The organism is Mesorhizobium sp. BH1-1-4 (genome assembly GCF_020165665.1).
Taxonomy (GTDB): domain Bacteria; phylum Pseudomonadota; class Alphaproteobacteria; order Rhizobiales; family Rhizobiaceae; genus Mesorhizobium.
The window spans coordinates 1-21,895 of sequence record NZ_JAIUIN010000043.1; the positions used below are offsets into that span (position 1 = coordinate 1).

Below are 21,895 nucleotides of genomic sequence, written 5' to 3' on the forward strand. Positions count from 1 at the left end.
GGTCGACCGTGCCCATCCTGGCATAGGGCGAGACGATGAAGGCCGGGATGCGGTTGCCCGGGCCCCAGCGGTCGGCCTTGGGCGGCGCGACGTGATCCCAGAAGCCGCCATTCTCGTCATAGGTGACGACCACCAGCATGTGGCCCCATTGCGGGCTCTTCTCCAGATGCGAAACGAGGTCGGCCAGATGCTGGTCGCCCGAGGTCACGTCGGCATAGCCCGAGTGCTCGTTGAGATTGCCTTGCGGCTTGTAGAAGGCGACTTGCGGCAGCTTGCCGTCGTCGATCGCCTTGATGAATTCCGCGCCGTCCATGCCGCCGTCCCTGAGATGCTCGGTGCGAGCCGCGGTGCCCGGCGCGTAAGCGGCGAAATAGTTGAAGGGCTGGTGGTGGAACTGGAAGTTCGGCACCGGCGTGGCGTTCTTGCCGTCCAGCGTTGCCTGCCAGGCGCCGGCGTACCAGGCCCAGCTCACCCCCCTCAGCGACAGGAGATCACCGATGGTGACGTCGTGCTGCGGCGGCAGCGTGGTGGGCGCGGCCGGATCGGCCAACGCCTTGTCGCCGCCCTCGGCCGGCTTGTTGGCGCTCGGCTCGTAAGGCGGCTGCATGGTGTTGACGGCGTGGAAGTCGGGCGTGATGGCGCCGTCATTGACGAATTTCGGCACGCCGCCAAGCGCCGAGGGCGGCGAATTGTCGGCCACCTTCAAGGTCGTGCCGTCGGCCTCGACCACGGCGATCTGGCCCTTGATCGGGCTGGTGTCGGCATGCGGATAGACCGGCACGCAGGCGCAGGCGAGCTGGAAATGGTTGAGGAAGGAGCCGCCGAAGGCGCCCTGGAAGAAATTGTCGGCCAGCACGTATTTCTTCGCCACCTGCCACATCGGCAAGCTCGAGCCGTCATAATGGCCCATGACCAGGCCGCCGGAATCGGCCCAGGCGACGAACTTGTCGTTCTTCCCGCCGTCGATCTGCATCTGCTCCTGGTAGAAGCGGTGCCACAGATCGTGGGTGATGACGTTGGTGCCCTCGTGAAAACCCTTGGGATCGTCGATGGCGAAGGCGGCGTTGGCGAGATGCGCGGTCTCGGCCTCCGTCACCACGGGCGTGACGCCCTTGCCGGTCAGCCCACCCCAGGCCGGCGGCAGTTCGGTCAGCGGCTTGCCGTCACGGTCGAGCTGGCGCGCCTGATCGGCCGAGACACTGGCCAGACCATTGGCGCCGGGGAAGCCGCCGTAGAGATTATCGAAGCTGCGGTTCTCGGCATAGATGACGACGACGGTGTCGATCTTGTCGAAGCCCGGAGGCGCGGCATGGGCTGCCGCGAGGGGAAGCAGGGCCGAACCGGCCAGGCAGAAGGAATTGAGAAGCTTGAGCCTCGTCATGGAAAGACCTCGTGGCTTGACTGTGGCTGGAGGGGCGCGGGAACCATGGCGGCAGCTAACGTGGATGCCTTGTCACCTTTGTGACATCGGCCGCCAAGGCGAACACGGTTTCGTGAGCGCCGGGGCCGGTCATCAATCCGTTGCACTGCGTTCTTATTGCCGGGCCAAAGCGGACCACGCCCCATGACGACCAGACGATGGAAAAGCCTGACAATCGCGATCGCCGCGATCTCAACCCTTGGCTTTGCCGCGCCCGCCAATACGGCGGATGGCATCCATCCCGGCCCGCTGTCACGCGCGCAAGCTTTCGCGCGTGCCGAGGCGCTGACCGCCTTGGGGCGAAAGATGTTCTTCGACCCGGCCCTTTCCGCCTCGGGCAAGCAGGCCTGCTCGTCCTGCCATGACCCGCGCCACGCTTTCGGGCCAGCCTCGGCGGCACCGGTCGAGATGGGCGGCCCAAACCTCGACCAGCCGGGCGTGCGCGCCGTGCCGTCGCTGCGCTATCTCCAGGCCGCGCCCGCCTTCACCGAGCATTTCTACGATTCCGAGGACGAGGGCGACGAGAGCGTCGACAACGGCCCGACCGGCGGCCTGACCTGGGACGGCCGCGTCGACCACGGCAAGGACCAGGCGAAAATACCCCTGCTCTCGCCCTTCGAGATGGCCAACAAGGATGCCGGGGCGGTCACTGTCGCCCTGCGCAAGTCGGCCTATGCCGGCGACTTCAAGGCAACCTTCGGCAACGATGTCTTCGACCGCCCGGGCGACGCCTTCGACGCCGCCGCCGAAGCGCTCGGCACGTTCGAGCAGAGCGCGGCCGACTTCTACCCATACTCCAGCCGCTACGATGCCTTCCTCGCCGGCAAGGCGACATTGTCGACGCGGGAACTGCATGGCCGCGAACTGTTCGAGGACGAGAAAAAAGGCAATTGCGCCAGCTGTCACATCAGCGAACCCGCCAATGACGGCGAGCCGCCGCAATTCACCGATTTCGGCCTGATCGCCATCGCCGTGCCGCGCAACCCGGCCATCCCGGCCAATGCCGACCCCGCCTATGCCGATCTCGGCCTGTGCGGCCCGCTGCGCACCGATTTCCATGGCCGGCCGGAGTATTGCGGCCTGTTCAAGACGCCGACGCTGCGCAACGTGGCGCTGCGCCACAGTTTTTTCCACAATGGCGAGTTCCACACACTGCGCGACGCCGTCGCCTTCTACGCCAGCCGCGACACCGACCCCGGCCGCTGGTACCCGAAAAATGCCGACGGCACGGTGAAGAAATATGACGATCTGCCAAAGGCTTACTGGGGAAACCTGAATCAGGATCCGCCCTTCGACGGCAAGAAACCCGGCGACAAGCCGGCGCTTGATGACGCCGAGATCGACGACATCGTCGCGTTTCTGCAGACGCTGACGGATGCGGATCAGCGGTGATGAGATAAGCTGGGAAGCCTTGCCGAAAGGTCGCCTGCTGGCTTGACGATTAGCCGAGGCTCTCCTCTTCCTTCGTCATCCTAGGGCGGAGCAAGGAGCGCAGCGACGCGGCGCAGACCCTAGGATCCATGCCGCGACGCTTGTGACGGATAAAACGGTGCCGAACCTTGCGCACGCCTGCGACGAAGCGCTGCCGTGCGCTACCATCCCGTTCCGCGAAACAGCTCGAACCATTCGGGATTGGCGTTCTCGATGAGTTCGATCTTCCATTGTCGCGGCCATCGCTTCAGCGACTTCTCACGCTGGATGGCATCACGAACGTCGAAATGTTCCTCATACCAAACCAGGCGTAGCGCACCATAGCGACCGGTGAAGCGCGAGCCTTCGCCGGATTTGTGCTCCGGCATCCGGCGTCCAAGATCGTTGGTGACACCGATATAGATGGTGCCACCCTTCTGGCTGGCGGTCATGTAGACATAGCCGGTCATACGCTGACGGTAACCGCCAACGCGTCTTGCGACAATTCTCGTTCGCTGTATTTTCTGGCCATGTCGCGGCATGGATCCTAGGGTCTGCGCCGCGTCGCTTCGCTCCTTGCTCCGCCCTAGGATGACGAAGCGAGGAAGGGCTTCGGCTAATTTCAGAGGTCTGAAACGGCCACCAGCCAACGCCCTCACAGCGCCCGGATCACGCCCCCATCCACGCGGATATTCTGCCCCGTAATATACCCTGCCCCATCCGACGCCAGAAAGGCGATCGTCGCGGCAATCTCCTCCGACGTCCCATAGCGCTGCATCGGCACGTTGTCGCGGCGCTCCTCGGTCGCCGGCAGGCTGTCGATCCAGCCGGGCAGCACATTGTTCATGCGCACATTGTCCGGTGCATAGGTGTTGGAAAAAATCTTGGTGTAGGCGGCAAGGCCGGCGCGGAACACGGCCGAGGTCGGGAACATCGCGTTCGGCTCGGCCACCCACGCCGTCGAGATGTTGATGATGGCGCCGCCCTTCTGCTTGATCATTTGCGGCGCCACGATGCGCACCGGCCGGATGACGTTCATCAAATAGACGTCCATGCCGGTGTGCCACTGCTCGTCCGTGATCTCCAGGATCGGCGCACGCGGCCCGTGGCCGCCGCTGTTGACCAGCACGTCGATGCGGCCCCACTTTTCGAGCGTCGCGTCGGCAAGCCGCTGCAGATCGTCATTCGACTGGTTGGAGCCGGTGACGCCGATTCCGCCGAGTTCCTTGGCCAGCGCCTCGCCCTTGCCCGACGAAGACAGGATGGCGACCTTGAAGCCATCAGCCGCCAGCCGCTTTGCCGCCGCCGCCCCCATGCCGCTGCCGCCGGCGACGATGACTGCTGTTTTTTCTGAGCTCATGGATTTTCCTCATCGGGGTTGGCGATTGCAGCGGTCCTATAGCCGGTTTCGCCAGCCAGTTCGAACCAGAAAGACTGAACCGACCTGCAAAAAACTTGGGCGGGCAGCGCTGCCCCTCACCTGCCTGCCCATCCTTCGCTGCTCTGCAGCTACAGAGGCTGAACCGGCATCCTCTCCCCGTATAGTGACGGGAGAGGGGCGCTGTGTCAGGCGCTTTCGCCAATCCCGAGCGGTGCAAGAAGGGTGCGCCGGCGTTGCGGGCTGCCCTTTCTCCCCGTCACTATACGGGGAGAAATGCCCGGCAGGGCAATGAGGGGCGGCGCCAACCACGGCAATCGAAACGAGACGCCCCCTACCCCTCCACCGTCTCCAGCACACTGAGCAGCGTGCCTTCCATGTCCGGTTCGTCGCCGGAGCAGACGCACAGCATCTCGGCGTCGCCCTCGCCGACCGAGAGGTAGGCGTGGCCCATGGTGGAATCGATGTAGACGCTCTCGCCCTCTTTCAGCCGCACCGGCGCGTACTGGTCGGTGTGCAGTTCGATCTCACCCTTGAGCACGATCAGGAATTCCTCACCGGCATGCCGGGTCAGCGGGCCGAACTGCTGCGGCGTGCGGGCGCGCGCATAGGCGTGGATGGGCACCATGCGCTTGTGCACCAGGTCGGTGGCGAGATAGCGGTAGTCGTAGTTGCGGGTCAGCTGGCGCAGCGTGTTGGACTGCGACGTCACCGAGCGGCGGGTGCGCGATGCCGGCTGCTTGCGGTCGCCGCTGAGCAGTTCCGTCACATGGATGCCGAGCCCCTCGCAGATCTGCAGCAGCTTGTCGTAGCTCAGCGACATCTGGTCGTTCTCGACCTTGGACAGGGTCGACACCGCGACACCGGTGAGAGAGCTGACCTCCTGCAAGGTCCAGCCATGCGTCTTTCTCAAGGCCCGCAGACAATCACCGAGGTTCGGTTGCTCCGACATTGCCAGCTCCATGGCGGCGATCGCGCCGTTCTCCACCCTAGGTAGTCGAACTCTCCGTCGTCATCAACAACACCAACAATTTTCTTATACGCTAAATATTGACTGGATACGAAAATATTTTTACGACTGGTGGATGCAGTCGAAGCCCTCCCAGAAAATCGTCGTCATCGGCGGCGGCATTGCCGGCCTCTCGCTGGCCGCCGCCGTCGCCGGCTGGGCTGACGTCACCCTCATTGAGCGCGAACCGCATCTGGGCTATCACGCCAGCGGCCGCTCCGCCGCTTTGTTCACCGAGACCTATGGCAACCGCTTGGTGCGCGCACTGACGCTGGCCAGCCGGCAGGCCATCGTCGAGGGCGGCTTCGTCGCCCACCGGCGCGGCGCGCTGCATGTCGGCTGGACCGGCGACGACGCTGCCATCGACCGGCTGGCCGGCGAATTGCGGGCGCTGGTGCCCAGCGTGCGGCGCCTGTCGGCGGCCGAGCTGCACGCGCTGGTTCCGGTCATTGCTGGGGAAACCACCTGCGGCGGCGTCCATGAGCCGGACGCGGTCGATGTCGACACGGGCAAGATGCTGGCGACCTGCGCGTCAAAGCTGAAGGCCAGCGGCGGCATCATCCGCACCGGCGAGGAGGTTCGCGAGATCGCCCGTACCGGAAATGGCTTCCACGTCATCACCAATGCCGGCACCCATCAGGCCGACATCGTCGTCAACGCCGCCGGCGCCTGGGTCGATGTCGTCGCCGGCATGGCGGGACTTGCCGGCCTCGGCTTCCAGCCGAAGCGGCGCACAGCCTTCCTGTTCGATGCGCCCGCCGGCGCGGACATTACAGGCTGGCCGCTGGTGGTCGACCTGCACGAACAATTCTACTTCAAGCCCGATGCCGGCAGGCTGATCGGCTCGCTCGCCGACGAGACGGACTCCGAGCCTTGCGATGCGTATCCGGAAGACATCGACGTCGCCATCGCCGTCGACCGCATCGAACAGGCGATGTCGATGCGCATCGGCCGTCCGTCGACGCCATGGGCGGGCCTGCGTACCTTCGCGCCCGACCGCACGCCGGTCGCCGGCTTCGATCCGCGCCTGCCCGGCTTCTTCTGGCTCGGCGGCCAGGGCGGCTACGGTTTTCAGGTGTCGCTGACACTGGCCAGGCTGAGCGCGGCCCTGATGCGCGGACAGTCCTTGCCCGGGGAAGTCGCGGCGCTCGGGGTCACCGCCGCGGCGCTGGCGCCCGACCGTTTCCTTGCTCCGGCTGCGACGCCATGAGTTCCTTCCCTCAACCCCGAATGTGTCATCAGGAGCGTTTGCGATGAAATCCCTGCGCGCAGTGCTTGCCTCAACCCTTCTGGCTTCATCCGTCCTTCTCGGCGGGCAGGCCTATGCAAAGACGCTGGTCTATTGCTCGGAAGCAAACCCCGAGACGTTCAACCCGGCGATCGGCATCGCCGATTCCACCATGGACGCCGCCGCCAAGACGATCTTCAACCGGCTGGTCGAGTTCAAGCCGGGCACGACCGGGGTCGGGCCGGCGCTGGCGGAAAGCTGGGATGTGTCGCCTGACGGCAAGACCTACACCTTCCATCTCAGGCACGGCGTGAAATTCCAGTCGAACGAGCATTTTGCGCCTTCGCGCGACTTCGACGCCGATGACGTGCTCTACACATTCAACCGCCAGCGCGACGCCAACAATCCCTATCACAAGCTGGGTGGCGGCTCTTACGAGTACTTCAACGCGCTGGGCATGGGCACGCTGATCGACAAGATAGACAAGGTCGACGATTACACGGTGCGCTTCACGCTGACGGCTCCCAACGTCACCTTCCTGGCCGGGCTGGCGCTCGACTATCTCTCCATCCTGTCGCTGGAGCAGACCGAAAAGATGGTGGCGGCCGGCACGCCGGAATTGATCGACGGCGCCCCGGTCGGCACCGGCCCGTTCGTGCTCCAGGCCTATGTGCCCGACAGCCAGGTCCGCTACGCCGCCAACAAGGATTACTGGCGCGGCGCGCCGAAGATCGACACGCTGGTCTTTGCCATCACGCCCGAGCCGACCACCCGCGTCGAGCGCATCAAGGCCAATGAATGCCAGGTCGCCGCCCCGCCGCCGCCAAGTGCCGTCGCCGACCTGCGCGGCGACCCCGACATCACGGTTCTCGATCTCAAGGGCCAGAACATCGGCATCCTCGGTTTCAATGTCGAACATCAGCCGCTGGGCGATGTGCGCGTGCGCACCGCACTTGCCAAGGCCATCGACCGCAAGGCGATCGTCGAAGCGGTCTATGCCGGCGCCGGCACGGTGGCTGGCAGCGTCGTGCCGCCGGCGCAGCTCGGCGCGGTGACCGATGCCGGCATCGACTACGATCCCGATGGCGCCAAAAAACTGCTGAAGGACGCCGGCCACGAAAACGGCCTCAAGATCAGCCTGTGGGCGATGCCGGTGTCGCGCCCTTACAACCCCAACGCCAAGCGCATGGCCGAAATGATCCAGGCCGACTGGGCAAAGGTCGGTGTGCAATCGGAAATCATCAGCTTCGAATGGGGCGAATATCTCAAGCGCACGGCGGCCGGCGAACAGGACACGTTCCTGCTCGGCGGCAGCAGCGACAATGGCGACCCCGACAACATGCTGAGCTATCTCTTGTCCTGCGACGGCGTGAAGGGCGGCTCCAACCGTTCGCGCTGGTGCGACAAGGATTTCGAGAAACTGCTGGACGAAGGCCGCGTCGCCGCCGACCCGAAGGAGCGCGCCGCGATCTACGGCAAGGCGCAGGCGATCCTGAAGGCCGAGGTGCCGGTGGCGCCGATCGCCCATTCGATGGTGGCGATCCCGATCCGCAAGAGCGTGCTCAACTACGTGCTCGACCCCTTCGGCCGGCAGAATTTCGCCGCCGTCGATATGGCCGAGTGAGGCGGGCACCGTCCCCTCATCCGGCCGCTACGCGGCCACCTTCTCCCCGGTGGGGAGAAGAGATCTTCGAGCGCCGAGTTCCTCTTTCAGCGGCTCCGACAGATGAGCCTGATGAAGCGTGGCGCCCTCTTCTCCCTGACGGGGAGAAGGTGGCCCGAAGGGCCGGATGAGGGGGCATCTCCAAGGGCACAACGCCAGCCGATTTTGCGAAAATCCCGTGCTCCACAAAAGCGAGACCATCATGCCAAAAGACCTGAACGCCCTCCTCGCCTCTTACCTCGCCGATGGCGCTGTAGGCGCCTCACTGGCCTATGCGCGCAAGGGCGAGACGCCGACCGCCCTCACCGCTGGCCTCGCCGACAGCGCGCATGGCACCCCTGTCACGCCGGACCGGCTGTTCAAGATCGGCAGCTGCACCAAGACCTTCGTCGCCGCCGCCCTGGTCAAGCTCGCCGAGACCGGCAAGCTCGATCTCGGTGCGCCGATCTCGGCCTGGTTCCCGGACCTGCCGGGCGCCAAGGATATTTCGGTGCGCCAGCTGATCAACCATCGCAACGGCCTGCCGGAATTCGAATATTACATCCCCATGGACCCGAGCCGGCAATGGACGCCGCGACAGCTGGTCGACATCGCCTTCGCTTCCGACAAGCAGAAGGCGCCGGGCGGACCCGCGGTCTACAACAACACCGGCTATGTCCTGGCCGGCATGGTGATCGAGGCCGTCACCGGCCAGCCGCTGGGCGCCTACGTCAGGAGCGCGATCCTCGAACCGCTCGGCCTGAAGAACACCTGGTCGCCGGCGACCGAGGCGTTTCCCGAGAAATCGATGGTGCGCGGCTATTATCACCGGCCGCCGCCGGCGCCCAACGCGCCCACCGACATCGCCTCGGGCGGCGAGATGTGGCGCATGGACGGCGTGCTGCCCTATTCCGACGCATTGCAGGATTCTTCCGATTCCTTCCCGTTCGGCGCCGCCTATGGCTGCGGCGACATGGTATCGACGCCATCCGACATGGTGGGCTTCATGCGCGGCCTGTTCTCCGGCAAGCTGTTGTACCAGCCCTTCTTCGCCGAGATGTTCGAACAGCGCGTGCCAGCGAGTTTTCCAGGCACGCGCATGCGCGAGACGGGTGCCGGCATGTTCCAGAGCGCCTATGCCGGCCGCGCCTTCTACGGCCACCAGGGCAGCATTCCAGGCTATGTCGCCGTTATGCTGCATGATCCCCTGACGGACCTCACCATCGCCATGACCAGCAATGTCGGCTCCGGCAACCGCCTGTCCTTCCAGGCCAGCGGCCTGCACCCGGTGGTCGATCAGGCGATCGAGGCAATCTTGGAACGATGATCTTCCAGGGGGAAATCGAGTTGCGGCTTTCAGAGGACTGACGCGGCGTGGTGCGCGAACGTCAGCCACCTCTGCGCCTTTCGAAGAGCTGAAGGTATCGTTCGAACACGAAAAGCCGATTACGCCTTTGGCCGGTGACTTCGGCCAGAACGCCGTGGCTTATGAGATCGGCAATCAACGACGTGGCCGTGTTCGTCGTCGTGTCCAGTAGAATGGTGACGCCTTTTACGTCGACCAATGGACGCTTGTAGAGATGTCTTACAAGCTGTTGCGCGTTTCCTTGACGGCGATGGCTGAAGCGCGGCAGCGTTTCCCGTTCTATCCGCTCTTTGAGCACCAAAATCTTGCGGAACACGTCAGCAGACGCGCGCGCTGTCTCCTCAACCCCATGGAGAAAGAAGATAAGCCACTCCCGCATGTGGTTACCTTCGCGCACGGCCATGAGGTGATCGATGTAGGCGGTCTTGTTGCGTTCAAAATAGTCGGACAGGTAGAGCGCCGGTTTGACAAGGAGGCCCTGCGAGGAGAGGTAAAGCGAGATCATAAGGCGGCCTAGCCGCCCGTTGCCATCCAGGAACGGATGGATGGTTTCGAATTGATAGTGGGCGATCGCAATGCGGATGAGCGGCGGCACGCGCAGGCTGTCGTCATGGATGAATTTCTCCATGTCGCTCATGAGCTCGGACACATGCTCATGATGCGGGGGCACGAACGCCGCGTCTCTTAGACTGACGCCAATCCAGTTCTGACTGTTTCGAAATTCGCCGGGCTGCTTGGTTTCGCCGCGCACGCCTTGCATGAGGATGGCATGTGTTTCCTTCAGCAGTCTGTTGGAGAAAGGCAGGCGCTCGAGGCTAACAATGGCGCTATTGATCGCTTGGATGTAGTTCTGTACCTCTCCCCAGTCGTCACGCGCTTCGGGAGACAGGTCTTCGATCTGTTTGAAGGCGTCCTCGATATTGGTCTGGGTGCCCTCGATGCGGCTCGACTGCGTGGCTTCCTTCGCGACATACATGCTGATGAAGAAATCAATGTCGGGGACGAGTTGCGCGAATGCGTTCAATTCGCCCAATGCGCGGTCGGCGCGACCCAGCACATCTATGACTTCCGGGCTGGAGATGATCCAGGGATGATGGACCGGGGTCGGCACGAAACTACGATATTCCAGCCGCTTTTCGTAGCGTCCCGCCCTGTAGGCTGACAAATCCATATTTCAGAAACATCCCCGATTTCTGCAATAAGGGAATCCATATGTCAGATTCTGCCAACTTCCAACAGATGTTTCATTTCGGGGGCATGTTTCTGAAATAACGGTCGACCCTGTTTCAGAAACTTTCCGCTACGCGGCGCGGCGAGATGATGGATTGCCTCCCGCCATATGAGACGCTGTCCGACCCTGACACGAGATGCCGCCATGAAGTCCATACTGCTGTTGCGGCTCGCGTCGCGGGACGAGAAGGCCAGGTAGGCAACGTCAATCTTCGTCCGTCCAGATCAGGCGCAGCAGGCGGAGCAGCGTTGCTCGCTCCTTGGCTGTCAGCCGTTGCAGGAACCGGTCTTCGTGCCGGCGCACCTGTTGGCGCCATCCAGGCATGGCCTTGCGCGCGGCCGGTGTCAGCGTCAGCACCCGCACGCGCTTGTCGTCCGCGTGGTCGTCGCGCTCCACCAGCCCTCGCTCTTCGAGGTCGGCCAGCAGCGGCGCCATGTTAGCGCTCTTCATGCCGAGCTGGCGGCAGAGTTCCGCGGCACGGATGTCGGGCTGTTCGTCGATAAGCGCCAGCATGCCGTAGGTAACCGGGCGCAGCGCCGCATCGGCCAGCTCGACGGCGAAATCACTCAAGGCCAAGGTCGAGGCACGCCTGAGATTGTAGCCGATCTGCGCGTCGAGCGCGTCTCTTGCCGACACGTGCGGGGCGCCGGGAGCAGCATGAGCTTCTTTATCATCCATGCTGAACCGATCGCCGAGACCACGGTCCTTGTCAAGCGAAAAAGACTATGCGACATAGCAAACTAGATAGCTATACAACATAGCAATTTCCGAACGGAATGGGAGGACGCAGACCATGACCGACGAGCCCGTCGCCTTCGATGTCGAGAACGGCATCGCCTGGGTGCGCTTCAACCGGCCGGACAGGCGCAATTGCATGAATCCGGCGCTCAACCGGCGCATGATGGAGGTTCTGGACGAACTCGAATTCCGCGACGATGTCGGCGTGCTGGTGCTGTCGGGCGAAGGCAGCGCCTGGTCGGCGGGCATGGACCTCAAGGAGTATTTCCGCGAGACCGAAGCCAAGGGCCTCGGCGCCATCCGCAAGGCGCAGGCGGAAGCCTATGGCTGGTGGCGGCGCCTGCGCTGGTACGGCAAGCCGACCATCGCCATGGTCAATGGCTGGTGCTTCGGCGGCGGCTATGGCCCGCTCTTCGCCTGCGATCTCGCCTTCGCCGCCGACGAGGCGCAATTCGCCTTGTCCGAGATCAACTGGGGCATCCTGCCCGGCGGCGGCGCCACCAAGGTGGTGGTCGACCTCCTGTCGATGCGCGACGCCATGTATCACGCGCTGACCGGCGAACTCATCGACGGCAGGAAAGCCGCCGCCTGGAAGCTGGTCAATGAAAGCCTGCCGCTGGCCGACCTGAAGACGCGCGTCACCGAGGTTGCGAACGTCCTTTTGAAGAAGAACCCGATTGCCCTGAAAGCGACCAAGGACGCGATCCGCCGCGTCGCCGAGATGACTTATGACAATGCCGAGGACTATCTCGTGCGGGCGCAGGAAGCGGCCAACTTCCATGACAATAACGGCCGCAAGGAAGGCATCCGCCAGTTCATCGACGAAAAGAGCTACAAGCCGGGTCTCGGCGCCTACGACAAGGCAAGATGACGCGGTAAGACGCAATCTGGGAGGAGATGCGAATGCCGGCCCCGACGACATCGGATCCCATCGCCCTGCATGCCGGAGGCCAGCCGGACCGTCTCGCCTGTGTCGACCTGGCAACCGGCCGGCGCTGGACTTATGCGGCGCTCGACGAGGCCATCCAGCGCGCCGTCGGCGTCCTCGAAACCGCTTGGGACGTCGAACAGGGCCAACGCATCGCCACGCTTGCCCGCAACAGCGCCGATCTCCTGATCCTGCAGCAGGCCGCGATGCGGCTCGGTGCCATCTTCGTGCCGCTCAACTGGCGCCTCGCCGGTGCCGAACGGCGGGCGATCCTGGCCGATTGCGGTCCGGCGCTGCTGCTGCATGACGCGGCCCTTGGATTGGCGCCAACCGACGGCTGCATGTCGGTGGACATCGCTGCCTTCGCAAGGGCGGTCGAGGCCCAGGCGCCGGCGCCGCGCCGCGTCTTGCCGGCCAGCGATGCGCCGTCGATCATCCTCTACACGTCGGGCACGTCGGGCCAGCCCAAAGGCGTCATCGTCACCGAGAGCAACGCCTTGGCCACGGCAGTCAATTTCGGCGTGCTCGGGCGCGTCGGCAATGCCAGCGTCTTCCTCTGCGATGCGCCGATGTTCCATGTCATCGGCCTCGTCACCAGCCTGCGTCCGCCGCTGCTGCAGGGCGGCACGGTGCTGATCTCGCCCGGCTTCGATGCCGATGTGACCAACCGCCGGCTGGCCGATCCCTCACTCGGCGTCACCCATTATTTCTGCGTGCCGCAGATGGCCCGGATGCTGCGGGAACATCCCGACTTCGCGCCGTCGCGCTGGACGTCCCTCACCGCCATCTTCACCGGCGGCGCGCCGAACCCGGCCATCGATGTCAACTGGTGGCTGGCTCAAGGCATCCGCATGGTCGACGGCTTCGGCATGACCGAAGCCGGCACCGTGCTTGGCATGCCGGTCGAGGCCGGGCGGATCGCCAGCAAGGCCGGCTCGGCCGGCCTGCCGGCGCCGACGATCGGCCTGCGTATCGTCGACGACGACGGCAAGGAGGTCGCGGCCAACGAACCGGGCGAGATATGGCTGTCCGGCCCGTCGATCACGCCGGGCTACTGGAACCGGCCGGAAGAGACGGCGCGCGCCTTCACCAGCGATGGCTGGTTCCGCACCGGCGACATCGCGCGGCGCGATGACGAAGGCTTCGTCACCCTCGTCGACCGCCGCAAGGACATGTTCATCTCCGGTGGCGAGAACGTCTATCCCGTCGAAATCGAGATGGTGCTGCTCGAGCATCCCGACATCGCCGAAGCCGCCGTGATCGGCGTCGCCGACGAGCGCTGGGGCGAAGTCGGTCGCGCCTTCGTCGTGGTCAAACCCGGCCGGATCGTGGATCCGGCCGCGCTGGCAAGCCATTGCGGCGACCGCATCGCCCGCTACAAGGTGCCGAAGCAGTTCCTGCTCGCCGAGGCGCTGCCGCGCACCGCGTCCGGCAAGATCCAGAAACACATTTTGCGTGGCTGGACAGCACCGGACGGGCAGCGAGTCTGACCCGAGCCGAGGTTCAGCTTAACTCGCGGAGCGGAAGATTGCTGTCGCCTCGGCAACGATCCGCGCATTGTCCTTTGCCACCGTTCCATCGGCAAGCGTCTTGCCGTCCTCAAGCCCGACCCGCGTCGACCAGCGCTTTTGCCGCGCAAGGTCCACGAACGGCCAGACGGTGCCGTCGACGCCATGCAGCAGGATCGGCCGCCGCACCCCGGCGCGCTCGAGCACGGCGGCGATGCCGTGCGCCTCGTCGAGGGCGACGGGCAGGTCTGGTATGTCGATCTCGATCAGGATGCGCAGCACGCGGGCGCGATCGGCGAGCCCCACGAAGCGCTCCGCATCTTGCGTCGTGGCAAGCCCGGCCTCGATGCCGACGCCCTGCTCGCGCAACAGCGCCATCACGGCGGGCGCGTCGGCTTCCGAAAGATTGACCGAGGCATAGTCGGGCAGCTCGCGCCAGGCGGCGATCGCCGCGCGGGTCCGCGCCACATCGTTCTCGATCCAGGCGCCGGTCGACACGCCGATCAATGTCCCTGGGCAGGCCTGGCGCACGGCAAGGACCGTGGCATCCACCGCAGCCAGGCTTTCGCGACCGTCCTCGCCGCGCGGATGGATGTGCAGTTCGGCGGCACCCGCGCCGACGCAGGAAACGGCATCCGCGGCCATTGCGTGCGCCGTCAGCGGCAGGCTGGGATGGAAATCGCGCGGCCGCGCGCCGTTGATGCAGGCCTGGACGATCATCGATTTCACCTCGGACAAAAGAGCGCAGTCTAGACAGCCCGCCACACCGCGCAAAGCCCGTGGCGCCGTCACTCCTGACAAACGGGCACCGCCACCGGCTGCCCCTCTCCAGTGCGTTCGCCGGCATTTGAATAAAAGGCGCTTGTGGATATTTACCCCACATTGCGCCAGACCGGCCAAGATACATTAGGGCGGGATCATGGAGGGACCATTGACCAGCGATTTTTCAGCTGCCCGTCTCCATCTCGAACGCGCCTATCACTATCTGCGCGGCAATGACGAGACGAGCCGCGCCACATGCGAGGCCCTCGACCTCTTGATCGAGATGGTGGCGGAAGCACAACACAGGAAGCCGGAACCCGGGGTGCTGGAATTTCCCCGAGCGGCGGCGCGTCGGCACGGCTGACAAAACGCGTCGCGTTCAGCGGATTCAGCCCGCGCGCATCGAATCTTCGTCTTCACGCATGTCGCTGTCCCAGTCGCTCTTGGAGCGACATGCGTCTTGTCCAATCAGGACGCCGTGCGCCTGGATGCGCCGCCGGCCAATCCCGCCGCACGCGCCACGATCCCCTCCAGCGGTTCGGGCCGGTGCAGCAGAAATCCCTGGCCGAACTCGACGCCCATATCGTCCAGCATGGCCACGATGTCCTGCCGCTCTATTTTCTCGGCCACCACGGCGCAGCCGAGGCTGCGGGCGATGCTGGTGATGGCCAGCACAATCTCGCGGTCGAAGCGGCTTTCGGCGATGTTCTCGATGAAGGAGCCGTCGATCTTGATGGCATCGACCGGAAAGCGCCTGAGATATTCGAACGAACTCATGCCGGCGCCGAAATCGTCGAGGCTGACCTTGCAACGCCGCTCGCGCGCCTTGCGCACGAAGGTTTCGGCGGCATCGAAATTGGTGACGGCGGCGGTTTCGGTGATCTCGAAGCCGATGCCCGAATGCGGCGCCCCGGTTTCCTCGATGATGCTGTCGACGAAGTCCCACAGTCCGGGATCGCTCAGCGTCTGCGCCGACAGGTTGAAGCCGAGCGTGATGGCGCCGGATTTCATCGCCGCGCCGTGCCGTGACAGCGCGGTGCGTATGATCCAGCGGTCGAGTCGCGCGGCAACACCGAAGCGCTCGGCCGCCGGAATGAATTCGCCGGGCGGGATCAGCCGGCCGCCCTTTGCGGCCAGCCGCGCCAGCACCTCGACGTGGCGGCTCTCGTCCCAGGGCCTGCCCAGCCGGTGGATCTCCTGGCCGAACAGTTTCAGCCTGCCGTCCTCCATGGCGTCCACCGTGTCGGCGGCCAGCCGTGCGGCGTTGAGGCCGCCCGAACCGGCGGCGGTCTCGGCCGAAAACAGCGCGAAGCGATCGCGCCCGGCGGCCTTCGCCGCGTAGCAGGCATCGTCGGCGCAAGCCAATGCGTCGGCAACCGTGGTGAGAGGGTCGTGGATGATGGCGATGCCGATGCTGGCCGCCAGTCGCCGCGACGTCGCGGCGAGGCCGAGATCGGCGTCGCGCACGGCCGTCAGGATCGCGCCTGCCAGTTGCTCGGCCTGATCGACATCGCAATCGGGCACCATCAGCGCGAACTCGTCGCCGCCGAGCCGCGCCGCATGCGCCGATGGCGGCAGGCAGCGGCCAATGCCCGCCGCGACGCCCTTCAGCGCCAGATCGCCGGCGGCATGGCCGGCGAAGTCGTTGAGCGCCTTGAAATAATCGAGGTCGACATAGAACACCGCCAGCGGCACGCGCGTGGCGATATGGTCGGCGAGCAGCCTGTCGAAGGCGGCGCGGTTCCAAAGGCCGGTCAGCGCATCGTGGCGGGCGGCGAAGGCAAGCTCCTGTTCGCGCAGTCTGTCCTCGGTGATGTCGCGCACGGTGCCCAGGACCTGGCCGGTGGCACCGGCGGCGGCGACGAAGCGCAGCAGCGATTCGACATGGCGGATCTGGCCGTCACGCTTGATAATCCGGTACTGCGCGGCGATGACGCCGTCGGTTTCCAACGGCACCTTGTGGGCGCTTTCGGCGGCGTCCTTGTCGTCGGGATGCAAGTAGCTGTGCCAGAGATCCGCCGTCACCTCGTCAGTCACCGCGACGAGGCCGAATATCTCTCTTGTGCGCGAGTCCCAATAGCTCTTGTTGGTAGCGATGTCGTAGTGCCAGATGCCGGTGCCGCTGGCGGCGAGCGCCAGTCGAAAGCGGATGTTGACCTGTTCGAGCGCGGCTTCGGCCGCCTTCTGCTTGGAGATGTCGGTCTGCACGCCCATCAGCCTGAGCGGCTTGCCGTCAGCGTCGCTCTCGACGATGCCGCCTCGGTCGAGCACCCACACCCAGTGGCCCTGCTTGTGCTTCAGCCGGAGTTCGGTCTCGATGTAGTCGGTCAGCCCGGCAATGTGGCGGTCGCCGCTTGCCAGCGCCCGCTCGCGGTCATCGGGATGGGTCAGTTGCAGCCACAGGTCGCTGGTGGCGGCAAGCTCGTTCTCGTCGTAGCCAAGCATCCGCGCCCAGGTCGCGGAGTAGAAACAATCGCCGGTGCGGAGATCCCAGTCCCAGACGCCAAGATGGGCACGCTCCAGGGCCTTGGCCCAGAACGCTCCGTTGCGATTTTTCCTACCCTGACGCGCCATCGTCCGTTTCGCCTGCCCCATCCCGCGGGCAATCTGCGGCAAAACCAGAGAAGAAACAGTTACTGGGACGCCGGGGGCCGGCGTGCTGGCTTCCTCGCCTGCCATGCCGCCTTTCGATTGGCCGGCAAGAACCGGAGTTTTGCGCGCGTCCGATCGTCGTAGGGATGACCAGGGATCATCGACCCGGTGATCCAGACAAGAAGAGGACCTCCCTATGACCAAGCAGGAAGACAACAAGGCCGTCGTCGTCAGATGGTTCACCGACTTCTGGGGCGAAACCTGCGACCTCTCGGTCGTCGACGCCGTCGCCGCGCCCGACATGCTGCTGAAATATTCGCTGCACGAGCCGCGCCGGGGCCGCGACGACATCAAGGCCTTCATGACCGATTTCCGCGCCGCCTTTCCGGACCTCAACTTCTGGGCCACCGCCGACCTCATTGCCGAGGGCGACTATGTCGTCGGCCAGTGGGAGGGCGGCGGCACGCATACCGGCCCGGCCTTCGGCGATTTCCTGACCGGCTCGCTGCCCGCCGCCACCGGCCGTACCATGCGCTTCACCGGCACCACCGTGCTGAAGGTGATCGACGGCAGGATCGTAGAGGAAATCGGCCTCGACGACGGCGTCGCCGCCCTCACCCAGCTCGGCCTGATCAAGGCGGCCTGACAAACTTAGCCGAAATCGAGGCTTCGGCCAGGCGGCATTGCCGCCGCCTGGCCATGCCGGTTACTGGCTCGGCGCCATCGCGTGTTCGCACGACACTTTCGGATTCATGTCGGCGAAGGTGCCGGTCGGATTGCCCTTCCAGGCCCAGACATGCAGCTCGTAGAACTCTCCCAGGCCATAGCGGTTGGGCGCGCTGTTGAAGTTGAACAGCTGTCCCTCCAGCGACGCCGGCCCCTTCGAGGTGATGTATTCGACCGCCACCAGCTTCAGCGTGCCGTCGGCCATCGGCTCGTACATCACCGCTTCTGGACGAGCGATGTCGATCCTGTCGTCCTTCAGATACCCGCCATTGACATAGTGGATGCCCATCGCGCCGCCGGTGATGCCGCTGGCGCAGGGGATGGGCGCATAGCCTTCCGCCGTCGCCGCATTGACGTCGAGAAACCGGCTGTTGGCGGCCCGCACCTTTTCGGCCAGCGGATTGGCATCCGGCGCACCCGCGGCCGCCTCCTGATGTGCTTGGGCGAAGGTCGTGCAGACGGCCAGCATGGCCCCCGCCATGAGAAACCCGTTGCGAAAGTTTGATTTCATATCCATTCCATTCCTGTTGAAAAAGCACGGCTGGCCGGCCGCCGGAAATACGGCGGCGCGACAGGCAAGCGCCGTGGCTGTTGCTGCTTGAAGATCCCGAAAACGCGGCGAATGCCGGTCATCCCTTCGGCAGATACGGGATCGTCCCCGCAAGATCGGTGTCGTCGATCAACTGGAAACGGCTGTCGCTGCCGCCCTGGCGAGCCGAGACGAAAGGCGCGTAGGCCGGATCGCTGGTGAAGGCGCGCGCCGCCGCTTCCGACGGGAACGCCATCAAGGCGATCAGCGTGGTGTCGAGCGGCTGGCCTTCGAGCGTCTTCACATTGCCGCTGCGCGACAGATATCTGCCGCCATGCTTGTGGACGAGTTCGTGCACCGACGCGGCATAGGCCGGCACCCATTTCGGGTCCTTCATCTTGATGTCCGCGATAACGTAAGCAGTCATTGTCGTCTCCTGGTTGCGGCGCACAGGAGTATCCCGTGCAGCCGGCCAGAGGGCTCGCATGGCGGGGCCCGAGCCAGCCAGTCCGCGATCTGTACCGGGCCGGTACAGTTTCTGTACTCGCCGCTTCAATCACGAAGGACTAATGTTGGCAGCAGGTTCGAGGGAGAGGCACGGTCATGACCCAGCACGGATACAAACAGTTCTGCCCACTATCGATGGCCGCCGAAGTGCTGTGCACCCGCTGGACGATGGTGCTGATGCGCGAGCTGGTTGCCGGCTCGACCCGTTTCAACGACCTGCGCCGCGGCGTGCCGAAAATGTCGCCGACCCTTCTATCGCAACGGCTGAAGGAGCTCGAACTGGCCGGGATCGTCGAGCGCAAGGAGGTCCAGGGCGAGAAAGGGATTTTCGAATACCGGCTGACCGAGGCCGGCCGGGATCTGCGCCCGGTCGTCGAGGCGATGGGGTTCTGGGGCCAGAAATGGGTCGAGTCCCGGCTGTCGCTGAAGAACCTCGATCCGTCGTTGCTGATGTGGGACATGCGGCGCAATCTGAACCCCTCGCCCCTACCGGAAGGACGCACGGTGATACAGTTCCTGTATCAGGACCTGCCGGCATCCAAACGCTCCTGGTGGCTGATCGTCGAAAAGCACGGCGAGGTCGACCTGTGCTGGTACGATCCAGGCTTCGACGTCGACCTCTATGTCTCGACCGACCTGCACACGATGACGGCGATCTGGATGGGATTGCTCACCGTCGAGAAGGCCGGCGCGAAGGTCGTCCTGACCGGCGACCAGGCCATCGGCAGGCAAATGCAGACCTGGCTCGGCCTCAGCCCCTTCGCGGTGGAACCCAAGCGCGCGGCGTAGGAGCCAATGCTGTCGGCAAGCGGGTGGACAACGGCTTTAGGCGCGCTTGCCGCCCCTGTCCTTTGCGAGGTGATAGGGTCGCACGAGGATTTCGGCGGGAATGTTCCATTCCTTGTTCAGTTTGAAGATCATGTCGAGGGTAAGGGCGCGCTTTCTGTTCAGCACCTCGGTTGCCCGAGGCGATGATCCGATCACCTCGGCCAAAGCCTTTCGCGACAGGTTGAACAATTGCATGTGCGAATGAATGGCTTCGACGGGATCGGGTGCCTGAATCGGGTAGTGCTTATCCTCGTAAGCCTCGATCAGGGTTGCGAGGACGTCGAAGCGATCACCGTCGAGAGAGCCGACCTCCGGCTCATTCTCGAAGTATTTGGTGATTTCGGCGATCGCCCAATAGTAATCGGCTTCGGTCTTAATGGGTCGAATGTTTTCCATCACACCTTCTCCGGATCAATCTTGTCATACTCTTTATAAGCCTGCGTGTCGCTCTCGGCCGGATGGATCCATCTTGCCCTCAATCACGCTTCCTCCTCCTGACACTTGTCAGGAAACGGGTGGCGCGGCTGGCCCTGCGCGGCTTCAATGCGCTTATGTTCATCACCTTGGCCAAACATCTGCAACCCGCGACACTGCTGGTCGCTGACGATCCGCGCTGGGCGCGCATCGTGGCGCGCGACGAGTCGGCCGACGGCGCATTCTGGTATTCGGTGGCAACGACGGGCGTCTATTGCCGGCCGTCCTGCCCGTCGCGGCGCGCCAACCCTGCCAATGTCCAGTTGCACGACACTTTACACCAGGCCAGGGCGACAGGCTTTCGCCCATGCCGGCGCTGCAATCCGGACGGCCCTTCGCTCGAGGCCGCCAACGCCGCGATGGTGGCGGATGCCTGCCGCAGGATCGAGGACAGCGAGGCCGAACCCTCGCTCGCCGAACTGGCCGATGCCGCCGGCCGCAGCCCCGGCTATTTCCACCGCGTTTTCAAGGCGGTCACCGGGCTGACGCCGAAAGACTACGCCGCCGCCCGGCGTGCCGCACGGGTCCGCCAGGGCTTGGAGGACGGCGTCAGCGTGACTTCGGCGATCTACGATGCCGGCTTCAATTCGAGCGGGCGTTTCTACGAGAAATCCACCGGCATGCTCGGCATGACGCCGACGCGCTACCGTGCCGGCGGCGCCAATGAGGAAATCCGCTTCGCCGTCGGCGAATCCTCGCTCGGTACCATCCTGGTCGCATCGAGCCGCAAGGGCGTCGCCTCGATCCTGCTCGGCCAGGATCCCGACACGCTGGTGCGCGACCTGCAGGACCGTTTCCCCAAGGCGCGGCTGGTCGGCGGCGACCGCGACTATGAGGCGCTCGTCGCCCGCGTCGTCGGTTTCGTCGAGGCGCCGGCGCTCGGTCTCGACCTGCCGCTCGACGTGCGCGGCACTGCGTTCCAGCAGCGCGTCTGGCAGGCCTTGCGCGACATCCCCGCTGGCCGCACCGTCTCCTATGCCGAGATCGCCGGCCGTATCGGCGCGCCCAAGGCGACCCGCGCCGTCGCCGCCGCCTGCGCCGCCAACGCCCTTGCGGTCGCAATTCCCTGCCACCGGGTGATCCGGAAGGACGGCGCGCTGTCCGGCTATGCCTGGGGCGCGGAGCGCAAGCGCGCGCTGCTCGACCGCGAGGCGGCATCCGCCAAGGCCGACCGGTCCTCGCGGGCCTGACGGAGGACCGGCGATGCGCACCATGGCAAGGTCCTCCACCGCCGCCGCGGACAGCCAGGTCGCCAACGGCACCGCCGTCAGAGAGGACGCGAAGGCGCTGGTGATGGCGGCCATCGGCATGCTTGTCGAGAATGGCAAGGCCGAGTGGAGCCGCACGGCGACGGGTGAGATCGAGCTGCGGCTGGTGTCGGGCGAGGTGTTCGTGCTGGGCGAGGCGTCCGTCACGCGGGTGGTGTAAGCTTTCCCTGGCGCGCAGCGCGGAGCATGAATAGTTGAGATCAGCACTCTACGGCGCCCCCCTCTGTCCTGCCGGACATCTCCCCCTCTTGGGGGGAGATTGGCTGTCATCGCGGCCTTCGCCAATCTTACCACGTCGCAAGAAAAGAGCCGGCGCCACGGCCGCCAATCTCCCCCCTTGGGGGGGAGATG

At 64.8% G+C, this 21,895-nt stretch carries 22 protein-coding genes; 11 read left to right on the plus strand and 11 right to left on the minus strand.

Annotation, left to right across the window (positions count from 1 at the left end; translation table 11 throughout):
* Positions 1–1,381: acid phosphatase (gene acpA, locus LB569_RS31540; protein WP_224695388.1), on the minus strand; the 1,381-nt coding region annotated here is incomplete at its 3' end.
* A 183-nt stretch (positions 1,382–1,564) separates the two neighbouring features.
* Between acpA and LB569_RS31545 the strand changes: the two genes are divergently transcribed.
* Positions 1,565–2,812, plus strand: a complete 1,248-nt coding sequence (locus LB569_RS31545; RefSeq protein ID WP_224695389.1) for a cytochrome-c peroxidase — start codon at positions 1,565–1,567, stop codon at positions 2,810–2,812.
* A gap of 200 nt (positions 2,813–3,012) precedes the next feature.
* Here the strand turns inward: LB569_RS31545 and LB569_RS31550 are convergent, their stop codons facing one another.
* From LB569_RS31550 to LB569_RS31560, 3 genes are all read right to left on the minus strand, one after another.
* Positions 3,013–3,300 carry a GIY-YIG nuclease family protein gene (locus LB569_RS31550; protein ID WP_224695390.1) on the minus strand — a complete coding sequence of 96 codons (288 nt, stop codon included), beginning with the start codon at positions 3,298–3,300 and terminating at the stop codon, positions 3,013–3,015.
* A 185-nt stretch (positions 3,301–3,485) separates the two neighbouring features.
* Positions 3,486–4,190 carry an SDR family oxidoreductase gene (locus LB569_RS31555; RefSeq protein ID WP_224695391.1) on the minus strand — a complete coding sequence of 235 codons (705 nt, stop codon included), beginning with the start codon at positions 4,188–4,190 and terminating at the stop codon, positions 3,486–3,488.
* Positions 4,191–4,542: 352 nt separating this feature from the next.
* Positions 4,543–5,160 carry a helix-turn-helix domain-containing protein gene (locus LB569_RS31560; RefSeq protein ID WP_224695392.1) on the minus strand — a complete coding sequence of 206 codons (618 nt, stop codon included), beginning with the start codon at positions 5,158–5,160 and terminating at the stop codon, positions 4,543–4,545.
* Between the two features lie 133 nt (positions 5,161–5,293).
* On the opposite strand from LB569_RS31560, the gene LB569_RS31565 reads away from it, so the two are divergent.
* The 3 genes from LB569_RS31565 to LB569_RS31575 all read left to right on the plus strand — a co-directional run bounded on the left by LB569_RS31565 (position 5,294) and on the right by LB569_RS31575 (position 9,414).
* Positions 5,294–6,427, plus strand: a complete 1,134-nt coding sequence (locus tag LB569_RS31565) for an NAD(P)/FAD-dependent oxidoreductase (RefSeq protein WP_224695393.1) — start codon at positions 5,294–5,296, stop codon at positions 6,425–6,427.
* A 43-nt stretch (positions 6,428–6,470) separates the two neighbouring features.
* Positions 6,471–8,069, plus strand: a complete 1,599-nt coding sequence (locus LB569_RS31570) for an ABC transporter substrate-binding protein (RefSeq protein WP_224695394.1) — start codon at positions 6,471–6,473, stop codon at positions 8,067–8,069.
* Positions 8,070–8,310: 241 nt separating this feature from the next.
* Complete coding sequence (locus tag LB569_RS31575) at positions 8,311–9,414, plus strand: serine hydrolase domain-containing protein (protein ID WP_224695395.1); 1,104 nt, start codon at positions 8,311–8,313, stop codon at positions 9,412–9,414.
* A 61-nt stretch (positions 9,415–9,475) separates the two neighbouring features.
* Here LB569_RS31575 and LB569_RS31580 read toward each other — a convergent pair whose 3' ends face one another.
* Positions 9,476–10,624, minus strand: a complete 1,149-nt coding sequence (locus LB569_RS31580; protein WP_224695396.1) for a Fic family protein — start codon at positions 10,622–10,624, stop codon at positions 9,476–9,478.
* Positions 10,625–10,888: 264 nt separating this feature from the next.
* Positions 10,889–11,320 carry a MarR family winged helix-turn-helix transcriptional regulator gene (locus LB569_RS31585; RefSeq protein WP_224695397.1) on the minus strand — a complete coding sequence of 144 codons (432 nt, stop codon included), beginning with the start codon at positions 11,318–11,320 and terminating at the stop codon, positions 10,889–10,891.
* A 157-nt stretch (positions 11,321–11,477) separates the two neighbouring features.
* Between LB569_RS31585 and LB569_RS31590 the strand changes: the two genes are divergently transcribed.
* Both LB569_RS31590 and LB569_RS31595 read left to right on the plus strand, forming a co-directional pair.
* Positions 11,478–12,293: a p-hydroxycinnamoyl CoA hydratase/lyase gene (locus tag LB569_RS31590; protein ID WP_224695398.1), complete on the plus strand. Its 816-nt coding sequence runs from the start codon at positions 11,478–11,480 to the stop codon at positions 12,291–12,293.
* Positions 12,294–12,319: 26 nt separating this feature from the next.
* Positions 12,320–13,840, plus strand: a complete 1,521-nt coding sequence (locus LB569_RS31595) for an AMP-binding protein (RefSeq protein WP_411970269.1) — start codon at positions 12,320–12,322, stop codon at positions 13,838–13,840.
* 18 nt (positions 13,841–13,858) lie between these two features.
* On the opposite strand, the gene LB569_RS31600 is transcribed toward LB569_RS31595, so the two are convergent.
* Positions 13,859–14,578 (minus strand): 3-keto-5-aminohexanoate cleavage protein, encoded by a 720-nt coding sequence (locus tag LB569_RS31600; RefSeq protein ID WP_224695400.1) that lies wholly within the window; start codon positions 14,576–14,578, stop codon positions 13,859–13,861.
* A 211-nt stretch (positions 14,579–14,789) separates the two neighbouring features.
* Here LB569_RS31600 and LB569_RS31605 point away from each other — a divergent pair, with 211 nt between their 5' ends.
* Positions 14,790–14,984, plus strand: coding sequence for a hypothetical protein (locus LB569_RS31605; protein ID WP_181173788.1), 195 nt, complete (start codon positions 14,790–14,792; stop codon positions 14,982–14,984).
* 104 nt (positions 14,985–15,088) lie between these two features.
* Here the strand turns inward: LB569_RS31605 and LB569_RS31610 are convergent, their stop codons facing one another.
* Positions 15,089–17,194, minus strand: a complete 2,106-nt coding sequence (locus tag LB569_RS31610; protein WP_224695401.1) for an EAL domain-containing protein — start codon at positions 17,192–17,194, stop codon at positions 15,089–15,091.
* Between the two features lie 214 nt (positions 17,195–17,408).
* Here LB569_RS31610 and LB569_RS31615 point away from each other — a divergent pair, with 214 nt between their 5' ends.
* The gene (locus tag LB569_RS31615; RefSeq protein WP_140708586.1) at positions 17,409–17,858 is read left to right on the plus strand and encodes an ester cyclase; all 450 of its coding nucleotides are present in this window, start codon (positions 17,409–17,411) and stop codon (positions 17,856–17,858) included.
* Between the two features lie 60 nt (positions 17,859–17,918).
* Here the strand turns inward: LB569_RS31615 and LB569_RS31620 are convergent, their stop codons facing one another.
* Complete coding sequence (locus LB569_RS31620) at positions 17,919–18,455, minus strand: hypothetical protein (protein ID WP_224542292.1); 537 nt, start codon at positions 18,453–18,455, stop codon at positions 17,919–17,921.
* A 112-nt stretch (positions 18,456–18,567) separates the two neighbouring features.
* Positions 18,568–18,894 carry a DUF1330 domain-containing protein gene (locus tag LB569_RS31625; RefSeq protein ID WP_140708588.1) on the minus strand — a complete coding sequence of 109 codons (327 nt, stop codon included), beginning with the start codon at positions 18,892–18,894 and terminating at the stop codon, positions 18,568–18,570.
* A gap of 176 nt (positions 18,895–19,070) precedes the next feature.
* Between LB569_RS31625 and LB569_RS31630 the strand changes: the two genes are divergently transcribed.
* On the plus strand, positions 19,071–19,763 hold the full coding sequence (locus LB569_RS31630) for a winged helix-turn-helix transcriptional regulator (protein WP_224695402.1): 693 nt from the start codon (positions 19,071–19,073) through the stop codon (positions 19,761–19,763).
* Positions 19,764–19,799: 36 nt separating this feature from the next.
* Here the strand turns inward: LB569_RS31630 and LB569_RS31635 are convergent, their stop codons facing one another.
* On the minus strand, positions 19,800–20,198 hold the full coding sequence (locus tag LB569_RS31635) for a type II toxin-antitoxin system HigA family antitoxin (RefSeq protein ID WP_224695403.1): 399 nt from the start codon (positions 20,196–20,198) through the stop codon (positions 19,800–19,802).
* A 155-nt stretch (positions 20,199–20,353) separates the two neighbouring features.
* Here LB569_RS31635 and ada point away from each other — a divergent pair, with 155 nt between their 5' ends.
* Positions 20,354–21,466 carry a bifunctional DNA-binding transcriptional regulator/O6-methylguanine-DNA methyltransferase Ada gene (ada, locus tag LB569_RS31640; protein ID WP_224695405.1) on the plus strand — a complete coding sequence of 371 codons (1,113 nt, stop codon included), beginning with the start codon at positions 20,354–20,356 and terminating at the stop codon, positions 21,464–21,466.
* Positions 21,467–21,488: 22 nt separating this feature from the next.
* The gene (locus tag LB569_RS31645; protein WP_224695404.1) at positions 21,489–21,704 is read left to right on the plus strand and encodes a hypothetical protein; all 216 of its coding nucleotides are present in this window, start codon (positions 21,489–21,491) and stop codon (positions 21,702–21,704) included.
* Positions 21,705–21,895: the final 191 nt, after the last annotated feature.

Excerpts from the sequence above, each read along its gene's own strand:
- LB569_RS31595 (WP_411970269.1), top strand. The coding sequence starts at position 12,320 with ATGCGAATGCCGGCCCCGACGACATCGGATCCCATCGCCCTGCATGCC.
- LB569_RS31620 (WP_224542292.1), bottom strand. The coding sequence starts at position 18,455 with ATGGATATGAAATCAAACTTTCGCAACGGGTTTCTCATGGCGGGGGCC.
- LB569_RS31645 (WP_224695404.1), top strand. The coding sequence starts at position 21,489 with ATGGCAAGGTCCTCCACCGCCGCCGCGGACAGCCAGGTCGCCAACGGC.
- LB569_RS31575 (WP_224695395.1), top strand. The coding sequence starts at position 8,311 with ATGCCAAAAGACCTGAACGCCCTCCTCGCCTCTTACCTCGCCGATGGC.
- LB569_RS31590 (WP_224695398.1), top strand. The coding sequence starts at position 11,478 with ATGACCGACGAGCCCGTCGCCTTCGATGTCGAGAACGGCATCGCCTGG.
- LB569_RS31565 (WP_224695393.1), top strand. The coding sequence starts at position 5,294 with ATGCAGTCGAAGCCCTCCCAGAAAATCGTCGTCATCGGCGGCGGCATT.
- LB569_RS31630 (WP_224695402.1), top strand. The coding sequence starts at position 19,071 with ATGACCCAGCACGGATACAAACAGTTCTGCCCACTATCGATGGCCGCC.
- LB569_RS31600 (WP_224695400.1), bottom strand. The coding sequence starts at position 14,578 with ATGATCGTCCAGGCCTGCATCAACGGCGCGCGGCCGCGCGATTTCCAT.
- LB569_RS31545 (WP_224695389.1), top strand. The coding sequence starts at position 1,565 with ATGACGACCAGACGATGGAAAAGCCTGACAATCGCGATCGCCGCGATC.
- LB569_RS31610 (WP_224695401.1), bottom strand. The coding sequence starts at position 17,194 with ATGGCGCGTCAGGGTAGGAAAAATCGCAACGGAGCGTTCTGGGCCAAG.
- LB569_RS31555 (WP_224695391.1), bottom strand. The coding sequence starts at position 4,190 with ATGAGCTCAGAAAAAACAGCAGTCATCGTCGCCGGCGGCAGCGGCATG.
- LB569_RS31580 (WP_224695396.1), bottom strand. The coding sequence starts at position 10,624 with ATGGATTTGTCAGCCTACAGGGCGGGACGCTACGAAAAGCGGCTGGAA.
- LB569_RS31550 (WP_224695390.1), bottom strand. The coding sequence starts at position 3,300 with ATGACCGGCTATGTCTACATGACCGCCAGCCAGAAGGGTGGCACCATC.
- LB569_RS31635 (WP_224695403.1), bottom strand. The coding sequence starts at position 20,198 with ATGGAAAACATTCGACCCATTAAGACCGAAGCCGATTACTATTGGGCG.
- LB569_RS31570 (WP_224695394.1), top strand. The coding sequence starts at position 6,471 with ATGAAATCCCTGCGCGCAGTGCTTGCCTCAACCCTTCTGGCTTCATCC.
- LB569_RS31560 (WP_224695392.1), bottom strand. The coding sequence starts at position 5,160 with ATGTCGGAGCAACCGAACCTCGGTGATTGTCTGCGGGCCTTGAGAAAG.
- ada (WP_224695405.1), top strand. The coding sequence starts at position 20,354 with ATGTTCATCACCTTGGCCAAACATCTGCAACCCGCGACACTGCTGGTC.
- LB569_RS31625 (WP_140708588.1), bottom strand. The coding sequence starts at position 18,894 with ATGACTGCTTACGTTATCGCGGACATCAAGATGAAGGACCCGAAATGG.
- LB569_RS31615 (WP_140708586.1), top strand. The coding sequence starts at position 17,409 with ATGACCAAGCAGGAAGACAACAAGGCCGTCGTCGTCAGATGGTTCACC.